We start from the raw sequence: 14,257 nt of genomic DNA on the forward strand, positions 1-14,257 counted from the left end.
CGGCGCCCGGACCCGTATGGCCAAGATCCACCAGACCTTCGTCTGCCAGTCCTGCGGGGCGGTCTACAACCGCTGGCGCGGGCGCTGCGAGGCCTGCAACGGCTGGAACACGATCGTCGAGGAGGCGCCCTCGGCGCCCGGCCAGTCGGGGCCCGCCGCGACGCGGCCGTCGCGCAACCGCGGCCGGGTCTTCCCCCTGGAGGGCCTGACCGGCGAGGCCAAGGAGGCGCCGCGCATCCCGTCGGGGATCGGCGAGCTCGACCGGGTGACCGGCGGCGGCTTCGTGCGCGGCTCGGTGATCCTGCTCGGCGGCGATCCCGGCATCGGCAAGTCGACCCTGCTGATGCAGGCCTCCGCCGCCATGGCGGGCACGGGCGAGCGGGTCGCCTACATCTCGGGCGAGGAGGCGGTCGGGCAGGTGCGCCTGCGGGCCGAGCGGCTGGGCCTGAGCGCGCGCCCGGTCCAGCTCGCCGCCGAGACCAACGTCGAGGACATCGTCGAGACCCTGAGCCAGGGGCGCCCGCCCGCGCTGGCGATCATCGACTCGATCCAGACCATGTGGACCGAGACGGTGGAATCGGCCCCCGGCACGGTCACGCAGGTGCGCTCCTCCGCGCAGGCGCTGATCCGCTTCGCCAAGACCACCGGCACGGCGGTGATCCTGGTCGGGCACGTCACCAAGGACGGGCAGATCGCCGGTCCCCGGGTGGTGGAGCACATGGTCGACGCGGTCGCCTCCTTCGAGGGCGACCAGGGCCACCATTTCCGCATCCTGCGCGCGGTGAAGAACCGGTTCGGGCCGACCGACGAGATCGGCGTGTTCGAGATGACCGACGCGGGCCTCAGCGAGGTGCCGAACCCCTCGGCCCTGTTCCTGGCGGGCCGCGACCATCAGGCGGCGGGCACCGCGGTCTTCGCCGGGATGGAGGGCACGCGGCCGCTGCTGGTGGAGATCCAGGCCCTGGTGGCGCCCTCGTCGCTCGGCATGCCCCGGCGCGCCGTGGTCGGCTGGGACCCCAACCGGCTGTCGATGGTGCTCGCCGTCCTGGAGGCCCATGGCGGCATCCGGCTCGGCAGCCACGACGTCTACCTGAACGTGGCGGGCGGCCTGCGCATCACCGAGCCGGCGGCCGACCTCGCGGTCGCCGCCGCCCTGGTCTCGTCGCTGTCGGGGGCCGTGCTGCCGCCCGAGACGGTCTATTTCGGCGAGATCGGCCTGTCGGGGGCGATCCGGCCCGTGGCGCAGGCCGGGTCGCGGCTGAAGGAAGCGCAGAAGCTCGGCTTCGCCAAGGCGCTGATCCCGCAGGGCCGCGGCGAGGGCGAGAAGGCGCTCTCCGTGGAGACGCTGCGCCACATCGCCGACCTGGTGGCGGGGATCAGCGCGGGGGCGCCGCGGCGGGGATCCGGCCAGCGCGGGCGGCAGCAGGCCCGCTACGCCGACGAGGAGATGTGAGCGCTCCCGTCCTTGCGAGCGGAGCGAAGCAATCCAGGGATGCGCCACATTCCGGCAGCGCGCGGCGCCCTGGATTGCTTCGCTCACACTCGCAAGGACGGTCGAGGCGTCTACCCCCCCGTCACGCTCATGTGCCGCGGCACGGCGGCCGGGCGCTGGCGCTCGATGACGAAGTCGTGGCCCTTGGGCTTGCGGGTGATCGCCTCGACCACCGCCTGGGCCAGCACCGCGTCGTCCTGGGAGGCGCGCAGGACCGCCCGCAGGTCGGCCGAATCCTCCTGGCCCAGGCACATGTAGAGCTGCCCGGTGCAGGTCAGGCGCACACGGTTGCAGCTCTCGCAGAAATTATGGGTCAGCGGCGTGATGAAGCCGAGCTTACCCCCGGTCTCCTCGACGCGCACGTAGCGCGCCGGGCCGCCGGTGCGGTCGGGCAGCGGCGTGAGGGTGTAGCGGGTCTCCAGGCGCTGCCGGGCGACCGACAGGGGCAGGAACTGGTCGGTCCGGTCCGCCTCGATCTCGCCGAGCGGCATGACCTCGATCAGCGTCATGTCCATGCCGAGGCCGTGCGCCCAGGCGATCATGGCAGGGATCTCGTCGGCGTTGACGTCGCGGAGCGCCACCGCGTTGATCTTCACCTTCATCCCGGCGGCCCGCGCCGCCGCGATGCCGTCGAGCACCACCTTGAGGTCGCCCCGGCGGGTGATCTCCCGGAACTTGTCCGGGTCGAGGGTGTCGAGCGAGACGTTGATCCGGCGCACGCCGAGGCTCGCCAGCTCGTCGGCGTAGCGGGTGAGCTGCGTGCCGTTGGTGGTGAGCGTCAGCTCCTCCAGCGCCCCCGAATCGAGGTGGCGCGAGAGCCGGCGGAACAGGTGCATGATGTCGCGGCGCACGAGCGGCTCGCCGCCGGTGATCCGGAGCTTGCGCACGCCCCGGGCGATGAACACCCCGCAGAGCCGGTCCAGCTCCTCCAGGGTCAGCAGGTCGCGCTTGGGCAGGAACTCCATGTGCTCGGACATGCAGTAGGCGCAGCGCAGGTCGCAGCGATCCGTCACCGAGATGCGCAGGTACGAGATCGCCCGCTGGAACGGGTCGATCAGCGGCGCCGGCCCGGCGGTCGCGCCGAGAGCGGACGTCTGCGGCGTCAGGGAGCTGTCATCGAGCATCGTCCGGCATATGATGCCACCGGCGGTCGCGGGCAAGCAGGTCCCGCGCCGCAGCCCCAGATTGCGTGAGGAGTGTGGCCCGTGACCGAGGATCTGTGGCCGACCGAGATCCGCCTGTCGGCCGACCGGCGGGTGCTCAACGTCGCCTTCGAGGACGGGGCGCGCTACGCCCTGCCGGCCGAGTACCTGCGGGTGTCCAGCCCCTCGGCCGAGGTGCAGGGCCACTCGCCGCTGGAGCGGAAGGTGATCGGCGGGAAGCGCGCCGTGGCGATCCTGGCGGTGGAGCCGGTCGGCAATTACGCGGTGAAGCTCGGCTTCGACGACATGCACGACACCGGCATCTACGGCTGGGGCTACCTCCACACGCTGGGCCGCGAGTACGAGACGCGGTGGAACACCTATCTCGGCGAGCTCGCCGAGCGCGGCCTGGACCGCGAGACCGCGCGCACCGCCCCGGTGAAGCAGGGCGGAGGCTGCGGGTCGGGCTCGTGCGGCTGCCACTGAGGGCGTCCGCTCCCGCTTACTCAGGCCCCGAGCCTCGTCTTCGCGAGTGGAGCGAAGCGATCCAGAGTGGCGCCACGATTTCGGCGTCGCGCATCCCCGGGTCGCTTCGCTGCGCTCGCGATGACGGCGGAGTCGAGCCGCGCACCCGTCAGCCCGCACCTTCGGAGCCGCCATGGCCTTCGCCTGCACCATCCCCGCGACGCCCACGATCCAGCAGGATGACGCCGCCGTGCGCATCACGCGCTGGGATTTCCCGCCCGGCGGCGTGACCGGCTGGCACGAGCACGGCTGGCCCTACTTCGTGGTGATGCTGGTGGACGGGATCCTGCGCGTCCACGACGGCGCGGCGGTCAGCGAGACGGCGCTCGCGGCCGGGCAATCCTACATGCGCCCGGCCGGCATCCGGCACGACGTGATGAACGGGTCCGACCACCCGATCGCGTTCATCGAGATCGAGGTGAAGCGCCCCGACGCGCTGGTCACCCTGCCCTGATCCGGTTTCCGTTTGAACGCTTCGGTTGATGTGCCTCTCCCGTCATCACGAGCGAAGCGATGGGACCCAGGGCAGCGCGACCTCTGCAGGCGTGGCGCCGCTGGATTGCTTCGCTCCGCTCGCAAAGACGGCCGTGCCGAAGCCATCGACCGGAAACCCTACGAAACGCAAAAAAGGGCCGACCTCGCGGCCGGCCCCCTCGTCGAAGCTCCGAAGAGGAATCAGCGCTGGACGATGACCTTCGTGCCGACCTTGGCGCGGGTGTACAGGTCCGTCACGTCGTCGTTGGTCATGCGGATGCAGCCCGACGAGACGGCGGTGCCGATCGTCTCCGGCTCGTTCGAGCCGTGGATGCGGTAGATCGAGCCGCCGAGATACATGGCGCGGGCGCCGAGCGGGTTCTCGAGACCGCCCTTCATGTAGCGCGGCAGGTCGGGCCGGCGCTTCAGCATGGTCGCCGGCGGGCGCCAATCCGGCCACTCGCGCTTCATCGTGATGGTCTGCACGCCGCCCCAGGTGAAGCCCGGCCGGCCGACGCCGACGCCGTAGCGCAGGGCCTGGCCGCCGCCGAGCACGTAGTAGAGCCGCCGCTCGGCGGTGGAGACGACGATCGTGCCGGCGCCGTAGGGGCCGTTATAGGCCACCGTCTCGCGCGGGATCGCCGACATCTGCGGGACCGCCGCGTCGGCGTTCAGCGGGTCGGCGGGGTTCAGGGCGGCGTTGGCCACCGGCACCGCGACGGTCTCGACGGCCTGCGGGCGGACACGCACGGTGAGCGCGTCGTTCAGCGGCTGGCGGGTCAGCGGGTCGATCTCGTAGGCCAGTGCCGGCGCGGCGCAGGCGGCCGCGCCGAGAAGCCCGATCAGGGCGGGGAGAAAACGACGCATCAAAGCCTCTCGGGGCAGGCGCGGACTATGGCGGGAACGCGGCGAAGACCGCGGCACGATGCCGTGCCGATCCTCGCCAAGGGGTAAACGCTCGCGCCTCAAATCCAAGCCTGAAACCGCCCCGGCGGGGCGGTTCCGCCCGCCCGTGACTCGATGGCAACACTGTGGCAGCTTGGCCGTAACGGGCCGGGATCGAGGCCGCGGGTCCCGGCGTTCGCGGCCCGGGTCCGCGGCCGTGTCCGGGGTCCGCGGCGCCCCGTCGGGCCGCGTCAGGCCTCGTCGGCGGCGAGCCAGATCGCCGGCTCGCGCGCGGCCGGGCGGTGNGGGCAGGCCGCGCAGCTGGGCGAGTTCGGCGAGTTCCGGCGCCTGCGCGGTGTCGTCGGCGTTCAGGAACAGGCCCCGGGCGCGGGCGGCGCGGCCGAGATCGGCCCGGCTGGTCCAGACGCTCTGGGCCGGGCTCGTGAGCAGCGCCAGGGCGATCGGCGCCAGCCAGAGGGCGAGCCACGGGCTCCCGACGAGGGCCAGGGCGAACACCATCAGCGCGCCGACCACCACGGCGTCGGCCTGGAGCCGGAAGGCCTCCGCCCAGGAGACCTGCCGGTCGTCCCGGTCCTGCGTGTCCCAGCGGACCACCCGGCCGAAGAAGGTCGAGACCACGGCGCCGGCGGTGAACAGGGTCAGGACCGGCCACAGGACCACCCACACGGCCTGCTCCAGGGCGGCGCTCGCGAGCAGGGCCCGCGCGCCGCCGAAGGCCGCCCGGCGCTCCGCGGAGGCGAGGACGTGGCCGAGGCTCAGGAGCTTCGGCAGGGCCAGCACGGCGACGCTGAGGGCGGCGAGCCCGTGGGCGGCGGCGCCCTGCCCGGTCAGCCCGTAGGCCAGCAGGCCCAGATCGCCGGTCCGGGCGGCCTGCCACGCGGCGAGGCCCAGGAACGCGATCCAGAGCGGCAGCACCCCGTACGAGAGGATGCCGACGAGGAGGTGCCAGCGGCTCGCCGCGCGCAGGCCCGCCCAGGGCAGCACCCGCAGGTGCTGGAGGTTGCCCTGGCACCAGCGGCGCTCGCGGCCGAGCAGGTCGACGAGGTTGGTGGGCATCTCCTCCCAGGTGCCGCCCATCTCGGGCAGCAGCCGCACCTCCCAGCCGGCGCGCACCATCAGCGCGCCCTCGACGATGTCGTGGCACAGGATCTCGCCGCCGAGCGGCTCCCGGCCCGGGAGCCGCGGGAGCTGCGCGTTCTCCGCGAAGGCCTCGACCCGCAGGATCGCGTTGTGGCCCCAGTAGCTGCCCTCCGGGCCCTGCCAGGTCTCCAGGCAGCGCAGGGCCAGCGGCGCGTAGAGGCGGACGGCGAATTGCTGGATGCGGGCGAAGAGCGTGTCCCGGCCGGCCGCGTACGAGACGGTCTGGATCAGGCCGGTGCGCGGGCTCGCCTGCATCAGCCCGACGAGCCGGCCCATGGCGGCGCCGGTCATCAGGCTGTCGGCGTCGAGCACGATCATGAACGCGTACTCGCCGCCGTAGGTGCGGCAGAACTCGCCGATGTTGCCGGCCTTGCGGCCGACATTCTCCGTCCGGCGCCGGTAGCGGATCCGCGGCAGCGCCGGGTCCGAGGCCGCCCAGGCCTGGATGCGGGCGTACTCGTGCTCCTCCACGGCGGCGATCGCGCCGTCCCGGGTGTCGGAGAGGACGAAGATGTCGATGCCCCGCGCCTCGGCGCGGGCGAGCGAGCGGGCCATCACCCGCAGGCGGGCGAAGACCGCGACCGCGTCCTCGGCGTGGATCGCCACCACGGCGGCGGTGCGTCCGGCCCCGTCCGCCACGGCGCCCGCCTGCTCGGAGCGGCGCTCCAGCGCGGACTTCGCCCGGTCGCCCAGGAGGGCGGCGACGAACCCGTAGACGTACTGGCAGGCGACGAAGGCCTGCCAGCCCATCACGAGGCCGAACAGCACCAGGACCGCCCAGGCCAGCGGGCTGACGCCCGCCGGGTAGGCGAGCGCGGCGAGCCAGACGAGGCCGACGGCGGTGGCGAGGCTCGGGACGGCCAGGGCGAGGCGGCGGGCGCGCAGGGCGCTGCTCGGGGCGCTGCTCGGGGCGCCAGTCCACACCTCGCGGCAGGCAGCGCTCTCCGACGGATCGGGTAGGGCGGGAGCCGCGTTCCGGTGCGACCGCTCGGCGGAGGAGGTGACGCGTGACGACATGGCGCGAGGAACTCGACCGTGGAAGGCTGCCGGCCGCCCGGCCGTCCGGGGCCGGGGACCGATGACCGTGGATACCGATGTGCGGGGTGAGGATACGGAGTCGACCCGGCAGCCCAGGCCGCCGGAAGCCGAACGGATCAATCCCCCCTCCCGGCGCCGCGTTCTTCGAACAGTCGTGGCCGCGGCTGCCGGCACGGTTCTACCTAGCGCGACGGATCTGAATGGGTCCAGAACGTGGGCCGGGCCGGCGCTTCCGCCGCAGGGCGACGCGATGACCTTCGAGACCCTCTCGGCCGAGGCGGCGCGGCGCGCGGCCGCGCCCTACGCCCCGCCGCCCGAGGATCTGCCGCCGACGCTCGCCGCCCTCGACTACGACGGCTATCGGGCGATCACCTTCCGGCCGGACGCCAGCCTGCGGCTCGGCGCGCATTTCAGCGCGCAGCTGTTCCACCGCGGCTTCCTGCAGCGCCGGCGCGTGGCGCTCCACCTCCAGCCGCTCCGGGGACCCGCGCGCCCGATCCCCTACGACACGCGGCTGTTCGACCTGGGCGCGCGGCTCGCCGGCCAGAGCTTCCCGGCGGATCTCGGCTTCGCGGGCTTCCGCCTGCACTACGCCTTCCCGGACACGCCGGCCTGGCGGCCGAAGGGTTTTCAGGAGGAGTTCCTCGTCTTCCTGGGCGCCTCCTACTTCCGCCTGCGCGCGGCCAACCAGGAATACGGGCTCTCGGCCCGGGGGCTTGCCATCGGCACCGGCGCCCCGGAGGGCGAGGAATTCCCCGACTTCGTCGCCCACTGGATCTGCGAGCCGGAGCCGGAGGCGCGCACGCTCACGGTGCTCTCCCTCCTCGACAGCCCGAGCGTGGCCGGCGCCTACCGGTTCGCGATCGCGCCCGGCGACCCGGCCCGGATCGCCGTCACCGCGGCGCTCCACCCGCGCCGGGCGCTCCCGAAGCTCGGGTTGGCGCCGCTCACCAGCATGTTCCTGTACGGCCAGAACGGGCCCGGGGCGCGGGGCGCCAAGCCCTTCGACGACTTCCGGCCGCAGGTGCACGATTCCGACGGGCTCTGCGTCGCGGCCGGGTCCGATCCGGCGCGGATCGACCGGATCTGGCGGCCCCTGGTCAACGGGCGCGCGCAGCCGCAGATCTCCGCCTTCGCGGCCCGGCCGCTCGCCGGCTTCGGGCTGCTGCAGCGGGAGCGGAGCTTCGCGGCCTACCTCGACGTAGAGGCGCGCCACGAGGCGCGGCCGGGCCTGTGGGTGGCGCCGGACACCGCCGGGGGCGCCTTCGCGGACGGCGCCGTGCAGCTCTTCGAGATCCCGTCGGGCGAGGAGTACATGGACAACATCGTGGCGGCCTTCGTGCCGGCGGCCCCGGCCCAGCCCGGCGCGCCGCTGCACGTCGCCTACGGCCTGACCACGGTGGGGGCCGAGCCGGTGCCGGCGATCCCCGAGGCCGCCCTCGCCCGGGTGGCGTCGACGCGGCTCGGCTCGGCGGAGCGCCTGCGCCCGTCGAACCCGCCCGACCCGCGGCGGCGCCTCTGCGTGATCGACTTCGAGGGTCCGGGCCTGCCGAAGGGTCCCGACGCCGCGGTCGCCGCGGAGGTCTCGGCCAGCGCCGGCACGATGCACGAGCCGGTGGCCAACTACGTGCCGCAGACCGGCGGCTGGCGGATCTACGTCGAGTGGCGCCCGCCGGAGCCGGTGCCGCCCGGCGACGTCGTGCTGCGCGCCCGGCTGGTCCGCGGGACGACGCCCCTCAGCGAGACCTGGGACGCCGCCGTCTAGGCTCCGCCATCGCGCGTCGCGAAGACGGCGTGTCTCAGGCGGTCCGGCGCTCCTGCTCCAGGCGCCGGGCCAGGCGGGTGGCGCCGTAGACCTCGCTCAGGCGGCGGCGGGCCGCGCAGACCGGCGGGGCCCGCCGCTCGTCGTGGGCGGCCGCGATGACGCGCAGGGCGGCGGCGACCGAACGCTCCAGGCGGCGCTCGGCCTGGACGGCCGCGTCCCGATGATGGTCCAGCATGTGATGATCCCTCGTGCTGCGCCGTCTCCACCCTCTGGCGGGGCGGTATCCGGCAGCGCCGACAGATTTCACACCCGGCTTGACGGTATCAAGGCAGCTTGGCCGTGGGCCGCCGTGCATCGTTACCGTAATTCCTCGTGCCACGTGCGCCCGTCGCGCTCGATCAGCGCGATGGCGGCGGTCGGGCCCCAGCTGCCGGCCGGGTAGGGTCGGGGCGCCTCCGGCCGGTCGGCCCAGGCCTTCAGCACGCCGTCCGCCCAGGCCCAGGCGGCCTCGACCTCGTCGCGGCGCATGAACAGGGTTGCGTTGCCGCGGACCACATCCATCAGCAGGCGCTCATAGGCGTCCGGGTAACGCTGCTTGAAGGTCTCCTCGAAGGAGATGTCGAGGTCGGTTGGGCGCAGGCGCAGGCCGCCGGGACCGGGATCCTTGGTCATCACCTCGAGCTTCATGCCCTCCTGCGGCTGCAGGCGGATCACGAGGCGGTTCGGCTCGCGGCCGAAGGCCTCCTCGGGGAAGATCGAGAACGGCGAGGCGCGGAACTGCACCACGATCTCGGAAAGCTTCTGGGGCAGGCGCTTGCCGGTGCGCAGGTAGAACGGCACGCCGGCCCAGCGCCCCGACTGGATCTCGACCTTCATGGCCACGAAGGTCTCGGTCCGGCTCTCGTGGCCGAGCTCGGCGAGGTAGCCCTCCACGGGCTTGCCGTCGACGGCGCCCGCCACGTACTGGCCGCGGACCGTCACCAGCGGGATGTCCTGGCTGGTGATCGGCTTCAGGGCGCGCAGCACCTTGAGCTTCTCGTCGCGGACGGAGTTCGCCTCGAGATTGAGCGGGCTCTCCATGGCGGTGAGGCACAGCAGCTGCAGGATGTGGTTCTGCAGCATGTCGCGCATCGCGCCCGACGTGTCGTAGTAGCCGGCCCGGCCCTCGACCCCCACCGTCTCGGCGACCGTGATCTGGACGTGATCGATCACGTCCGAGGTCCAGAGCCGCTCGAAGATCGTGTTGGCGAAGCGGAGCGACAGCAGGTTCTGGACCGTCTCCTTGCCGAGATAGTGGTCGATCCGGAAGATCTGCGATTCGGGGAAGACCTCGCCGACCGCGTCGTTGATCGCCCGGGCCGATCGCAGGTCCTTGCCGATCGGCTTCTCCAGCACGACGCGGGACTTCTCGCCGACGAGCCCGTGGGCCGCGAGATTGCGGCAGATCGATCCGTAGAGGTCGGGGGAGGTGGCGAGGTAGTAGGGCCGGACCTGGTTGGGCCGCTCGTCGAGCTTGGTGACGAGGTCGGTCCAGCCGCTGTCGCCGGCCCCGTCCACCGCGACGTAGTCGACGTGGTCGAGGAAGCGGTGGAGCATGTCGTCGGTCAGGTCGGACGCCGGCACGAAGCGCTTGAGCGCGTCGCGGGCGTGCTCGCGGAAGGCGTCGAGGGACAGTTCCGAGCGCGAGGCGCCGATGATCCGGCTGGTCTCGGGGATCTGGCCGTCCCGGAATCGGTAGAACAGGGCCGGCAGCAGCTTCCGCGCGGTCAGGTCGCCGGTCGCGCCGAACACGACGCAGTCGAAGGAAGCGACGGGGATGATCGTGGCCAAGTGCGGCTCCCGGGTGTCGTGCGCTGATCTCGTGCGGCGGCTGCGTCGCACTGACCTAGCCCGTGTGCAAGGGCTTCGCCAGACGAGGGGCGCAGGCCAGCGCTGTCCGGTTCAGGGGGCGGTTGCGACAGGTCCGGGCAACCCGCTGGCGTCACGCTCCGTCTCCGCGAGCGCAGCGAAGCGACCCGGGGCCGCGCGGGGGCGCCGAAGGACGGCACGATGCGCGAGCCGGCCGTCTACATCCTGGCGAGCCGCCGCAACGGTACGCTGTACACGGGCGTGACCTCGAACCTCGCCAGGCGGGTCTACGAGCACCGGGAGGCGCTGCTCCAGGGTTTCACCAGCCGCTACGCTTGCGAGCGCCTGGTCTGGTACGAGCGCTATCCCCCGATGAATGAGGCCATCACCCGCGAGAAGCGGATCAAGGCGGGCTCTCGGAAGAAGAAGCTCGCGCTGATCGAGGCGATGAATCCGGACTGGAACGACCTGTATCCCGATCGCGCGTGAACGGGTCCGGGGTCGCGGCTCTCTGGATTGCTTCGCTGCGCTCGCAGAGACGGCGAACGCGGCAACCCGCGCGCAGCCACGCGACGAGTCTCGCTCCTCCGTCATCACGAGGGCAGCGAAGTGACCCAGGGTAGCGCGCGGCCGCGTGGGTCACCCCTCCATGTACCGCTTGAACGCCGCGGCGTAGTCCGGATGCCAGCGCGAGAGCGCGGGCCGGTTCTCGACGATGTCGCCGGACGCCCAGGCGATCCGCTTGGCGTCCTGGGCCCGGGTGGTCTCGTTGTCGGGACAGAGGATGTAGAAATCGCCGGCCGCGAGCCGCTCCAGCAGGAAGGTCACGGTCTCGTCGGGCGTCCAGGCCCCCGCGGGCTTCTCGGCGACGCCGCGGGCCTTCGTGAGTCCCGTGTAGACGAAGCCCGGGATCAGCAGGTGTGCGGTCGTGTGGCAGCCCTCCCGGTTGCGCAGCTCGTGGGCGAGCGCCTCTGTGACCGCCTTCACGCCCGCCTTCGAGACGTTGTAGGGCGCGTTGCCCGGCGGGGTGGTGATGCCCTGCTTCGAGCCCGTGACGATGATCGCCCCGGGCTTGCCGCCCGCGATCATGCCGGGCGCGAAGGCGTGGATGCCGTTGACGACGCCACCGAGGTTGGTGCCCAGGATCCGCGTCCAGGTGTCGGCGTCGGAGAACAGTTTTCCGCCGGCCTCGATCCCGGCATTCAGCATCACCAGGGCGGGCGGCCCGGCCTTGGCGACGGCCGCCGCCAGGGCCTCGACGGCGCCCCGGTCCGACACGTCGGTGGGCACGGCGCGCACCTCGACGGCGGCGAGTTCGGCGACGGCGGCCCGGGCCGCGTCCAGGGCCGGCCCCGGCAGGTCGGCGAGCCAGACATTCATGCCGGCGAGCCGCTGGTCCAGGTCTTCGGCGCGCCGACGCTGCGCTTCCGCGACCCGGACGGCATGATGCTCGCGCTGGTGGGCGTCGATGTCGGGGACGCGGAGGGCTGGGCGTCGAGCGAGGTGCCGTTCCACCGCTTCGACGCGACGCCCGCCTACCGGCAGGCGGTGGCGCGGGAATGCGGCATCCTCGTCTGCGGCACCGAGATGAAGATGGAGGAGGTCCTGCCGGCGCCCGGCAAGACCGACTTCGCCCGCGGCGACGCGATCCTGCGCTTCGCGAGAGGGAACGGCCAGCGCATGCGCGGCCACACGCTCGTCTGGCACGCGGCGCTGCCGCCCTGGGTCGGGCCGCTGCTCGGCCGGGCGAGCGCCGTCCAGGCCGAGGACTTCATGCGGCGCTGGATCGAGACGGTGGCGGGCCATTACCGGGGCCAGATCGTCGCCTGGGACGTGGTCAACGAGATCCTCGGCAACGAGGCCGATCCCGACCGCGGCGGCGGCCTGCGCGACTCCCCCTGGCTCGCCTCGATCGGGCCCGGCTACGTCGACCTCGCCTTCCGGATCCTGCACGAGACCGACCCGGCCGCCGCCGGCACGTGGAACGAGGACGCGGTGGAGCAGGGCGTGCCCTGGATGGAGGCCAAGCGCACCAAGGTGCTCCGCCGCCTGGAGGCGATGCGGTCCCGCGGCGTGCCGATCCGGCGCTTCGGGCTGCAGTCGCACCTCACCAGCACGATCCCGATCGACCAGGGCCAGCTGCGGCGCTTCCTGCGGGAGATCGGCCAGATGGGGCTCGGCATCGAGATCACCGAGCTCGACATCGACGACCGCGCCTTCCCGTCCGACGTGGCGACCCGCGACCGGATGGTGGCCGACTACGCCCGGCGCTACCTCGACGTGGTGCTGGACGAGCCCGCCTGCCTCGATGTCCTGACCTGGGACATCTACGACCCGGACACGTGGCTGAACGACCATCCCTACCGCAAGCGGCCCGACGGCCTGCCGCAGCGGGCGCTGCCGCTCGACGCGCAGTTCGGCCGCAAGCCCCTGTGGCACGCCATGAAGGCGGCCTTCGCGGCCGCGCCCGATCACAGGGCCGCCCGCGAGAAGCTCAGGCGGGCGTGACGCCGGCCCGGCGGCCGTCCTCGGCCAGGCTCGGCTCCGGCGGCCGGTCCGCCAGGAGCCGGCGGCGGAGGCGCGCGCAGGGGCGCTCGACGAGCCCGTACATGCCCCAGCACCACAGCAGGGTCACCGGGAAGGCCGCCAGCATCAGCCCGACGCCGTGCAGCCCCGGCCGCAGGTGCTGCGCCAGGGCCACCACCGTCATGTGGGCGAGGTAGAAGCTGTAGGACCAGAGCCCGAGCTGCCGCATCGGCCGGCTCGCCAGCAGCCGCACCAGGGGCCCCTCGCCGTGGAGCAGGTACGCGAAGGGCACGAACAGGGCGGCGCTCTGGAGCGTGTAGCGCAGGCTCTCCCGGAAGGCGGGATCGCGGACCGCCAGGGTCCCGAGGATCACCGCGAGGCTCGCCGCGACGTGCCGGGGCGCGGGGCGCCACGCCCGGTCGGCCGGGATTACCGGGTTGTTCCACAGCCCGAGGCCGCACCCGAACAGGATCGCGTCGATCCGGGTGTGGGTCCAGCTGTAGTTCAGGCTGTAATCCGGCAGCCGCCAGACGTTGACGCACCGGATCGCCAGGACGGCCGCGCAGAGCCCCAGGCAGGCCAGGGCCGCGCGGCGCGGCCGCAGGCGCCCGAGCCAGAGCAGGAAGACCAGCGGGAAGACGAGGTAGAAGTGCTCCTCGATGGCGAGGCTCCAGAGCGGCACCGGCAGCACCGCCTCGGTGCCGAACAGGCCGGGATAGTTCGTCAGGAAGGTCGCCTGCCCGAGGATCGCCGCCGGCGCGACCGGCATCCAGTCGAGCCACCCGGCCGCGTACAGCGCGCCGGAGGCGAGCAGGGTCAGGTACATGGGCGGCAGGATGCGCAGGCTCCGCCGGAGGTAGAAGGCCGGAAGCGACACCGTTCCGGTCCGCGCCCGCTCGATCCGCAGGAGCGTGGTGATCAGGTAGCCGCTGAGAAAGAAGAAGACGGTCACGCCGAAGCCGCCCGGCACCACGTGGCCGTAGCCGCAATGGGCCGCGAACACGATCAGGATGGCGAGCGCCCGCACCCCGTCGAGCTGCGGCAGGTAGGGCATCGTCTTCGGGATCGGGTCTCCGGAATCCGGCATGCTGGGGACCGACCTCCTGTCCGGACCTGGGCAGCCGTGGCGGCCCGGCCCTGCGGTGTCCGACGGAACGCTTCGACGAAGGTGTCCTACTCCGTCATCGCGGGCGCCGGGGCCAGCAACGCATGAATGTATGAGCGCGACGTTCACGCCGACCGACATCCGCGACGTCACACGCGGATGAATCAATTGCGGCATCGTGAATCCCGATCCTGCCCGCACTCGGGGTCGGAGGAGATTGGTAACCACGCCGGCCCATCATCCGGCCCGGTCGCGCCGCCTGAGCGCGTCGGGAGTGTTGCGTATGGTCCCGGTCC

Annotated in this window: 11 protein-coding genes and 2 pseudogenes; 6 read left to right on the forward strand and 7 right to left on the reverse strand. The window is 72.7% G+C overall.

Annotation, left to right across the window (positions count from 1 at the left end):
• Nucleotides 1-16 precede the first annotated feature (16 nt).
• On the forward strand, nt 17-1,453 hold the full coding sequence (gene radA, locus MMR14E_RS02715) for a DNA repair protein RadA (protein WP_091681792.1): 1,437 nt from the start codon (nt 17-19) through the stop codon (nt 1,451-1,453).
• 110 nt (nt 1,454-1,563) lie between these two features.
• Here radA and moaA read toward each other — a convergent pair whose 3' ends face one another.
• Nucleotides 1,564-2,616: a GTP 3',8-cyclase MoaA gene (gene moaA, locus MMR14E_RS02720; protein ID WP_331312696.1), complete on the reverse strand. Its 1,053-nt coding sequence runs from the start codon at nt 2,614-2,616 to the stop codon at nt 1,564-1,566.
• 81 nt (nt 2,617-2,697) lie between these two features.
• Here moaA and MMR14E_RS02725 point away from each other — a divergent pair, with 81 nt between their 5' ends.
• Both MMR14E_RS02725 and MMR14E_RS02730 read left to right on the forward strand, forming a co-directional pair.
• Nucleotides 2,698-3,120, forward strand: coding sequence for a DUF971 domain-containing protein (locus tag MMR14E_RS02725; RefSeq protein WP_331312697.1), 423 nt, complete (start codon nt 2,698-2,700; stop codon nt 3,118-3,120).
• 172 nt (nt 3,121-3,292) lie between these two features.
• Nucleotides 3,293-3,613 carry a cupin domain-containing protein gene (locus MMR14E_RS02730; protein ID WP_091980002.1) on the forward strand — a complete coding sequence of 107 codons (321 nt, stop codon included), beginning with the start codon at nt 3,293-3,295 and terminating at the stop codon, nt 3,611-3,613.
• 221 nt (nt 3,614-3,834) lie between these two features.
• On the opposite strand, the gene MMR14E_RS02735 is transcribed toward MMR14E_RS02730, so the two are convergent.
• Together MMR14E_RS02735 and mdoH are read right to left on the reverse strand one after the other, a co-directional pair.
• Nucleotides 3,835-4,500, reverse strand: coding sequence for a L,D-transpeptidase (locus tag MMR14E_RS02735; protein ID WP_012320832.1), 666 nt, complete (start codon nt 4,498-4,500; stop codon nt 3,835-3,837).
• Between the two features lie 300 nt (nt 4,501-4,800).
• A pseudogene (gene mdoH / locus MMR14E_RS02740) lies at nt 4,801-6,696 on the reverse strand (glucans biosynthesis glucosyltransferase MdoH); the annotation flags it as partial.
• 271 nt (nt 6,697-6,967) lie between these two features.
• Between mdoH and MMR14E_RS02745 the strand changes: the two are divergent.
• A complete protein-coding gene (locus MMR14E_RS02745; protein ID WP_331312698.1) occupies nt 6,968-8,482 on the forward strand; it encodes a glucan biosynthesis protein in 1,515 nt (504 codons plus the stop codon).
• 34 nt (nt 8,483-8,516) lie between these two features.
• Here MMR14E_RS02745 and MMR14E_RS02750 read toward each other — a convergent pair whose 3' ends face one another.
• A complete protein-coding gene (locus MMR14E_RS02750; protein ID WP_331312699.1) occupies nt 8,517-8,717 on the reverse strand; it encodes a hypothetical protein in 201 nt (66 codons plus the stop codon).
• 122 nt (nt 8,718-8,839) lie between these two features.
• A complete protein-coding gene (gene zwf, locus MMR14E_RS02755; protein ID WP_331312700.1) occupies nt 8,840-10,312 on the reverse strand; it encodes a glucose-6-phosphate dehydrogenase in 1,473 nt (490 codons plus the stop codon).
• A 219-nt stretch (nt 10,313-10,531) separates the two neighbouring features.
• Here zwf and MMR14E_RS02760 point away from each other — a divergent pair, with 219 nt between their 5' ends.
• Entirely contained in the window at nt 10,532-10,819 is a 288-nt protein-coding gene (locus tag MMR14E_RS02760; protein ID WP_331312701.1) for a GIY-YIG nuclease family protein, read from the forward strand.
• A gap of 150 nt (nt 10,820-10,969) precedes the next feature.
• Here the strand turns inward: MMR14E_RS02760 and MMR14E_RS02765 are convergent.
• A pseudogene (locus tag MMR14E_RS02765) lies at nt 10,970-11,716 on the reverse strand (SDR family NAD(P)-dependent oxidoreductase); the annotation flags it as partial.
• A 57-nt stretch (nt 11,717-11,773) separates the two neighbouring features.
• Here MMR14E_RS02765 and MMR14E_RS02770 point away from each other — a divergent pair.
• Nucleotides 11,774-12,838, forward strand: coding sequence for an endo-1,4-beta-xylanase (locus MMR14E_RS02770; protein WP_331312702.1), 1,065 nt, complete (start codon nt 11,774-11,776; stop codon nt 12,836-12,838).
• On the opposite strand, the gene MMR14E_RS02775 is transcribed toward MMR14E_RS02770, so the two are convergent.
• Nucleotides 12,825-13,943, reverse strand: coding sequence for an acyltransferase (locus tag MMR14E_RS02775; protein ID WP_331312703.1), 1,119 nt, complete (start codon nt 13,941-13,943; stop codon nt 12,825-12,827). The genes MMR14E_RS02770 and MMR14E_RS02775 overlap by 14 nt on opposite strands.
• Between the last annotated feature and the right edge of the window lie 314 nt (nt 13,944-14,257).

It is taken from the genome of Methylobacterium mesophilicum, assembly GCF_036441335.1.
GTDB lineage: Bacteria > Pseudomonadota > Alphaproteobacteria > Rhizobiales > Beijerinckiaceae > Methylobacterium > Methylobacterium mesophilicum_B.

Bases quoted from the DNA above. Each gene is read 5' to 3' on its own strand.
- MMR14E_RS02775 (WP_331312703.1), bottom strand. From the start codon at position 13,943: ATGCCGGATTCCGGAGACCCGATCCCGAAGACGATGCCCTACCTGCCG.
- radA (WP_091681792.1), top strand. From the start codon at position 17: ATGGCCAAGATCCACCAGACCTTCGTCTGCCAGTCCTGCGGGGCGGTC.
- moaA (WP_331312696.1), bottom strand. From the start codon at position 2,616: ATGCTCGATGACAGCTCCCTGACGCCGCAGACGTCCGCTCTCGGCGCG.
- MMR14E_RS02760 (WP_331312701.1), top strand. From the start codon at position 10,532: ATGCGCGAGCCGGCCGTCTACATCCTGGCGAGCCGCCGCAACGGTACG.
- MMR14E_RS02770 (WP_331312702.1), top strand. From the start codon at position 11,774: ATGATGCTCGCGCTGGTGGGCGTCGATGTCGGGGACGCGGAGGGCTGG.
- MMR14E_RS02730 (WP_091980002.1), top strand. From the start codon at position 3,293: ATGGCCTTCGCCTGCACCATCCCCGCGACGCCCACGATCCAGCAGGAT.
- MMR14E_RS02735 (WP_012320832.1), bottom strand. From the start codon at position 4,500: ATGCGTCGTTTTCTCCCCGCCCTGATCGGGCTTCTCGGCGCGGCCGCC.
- MMR14E_RS02750 (WP_331312699.1), bottom strand. From the start codon at position 8,717: ATGCTGGACCATCATCGGGACGCGGCCGTCCAGGCCGAGCGCCGCCTG.
- MMR14E_RS02745 (WP_331312698.1), top strand. From the start codon at position 6,968: ATGACCTTCGAGACCCTCTCGGCCGAGGCGGCGCGGCGCGCGGCCGCG.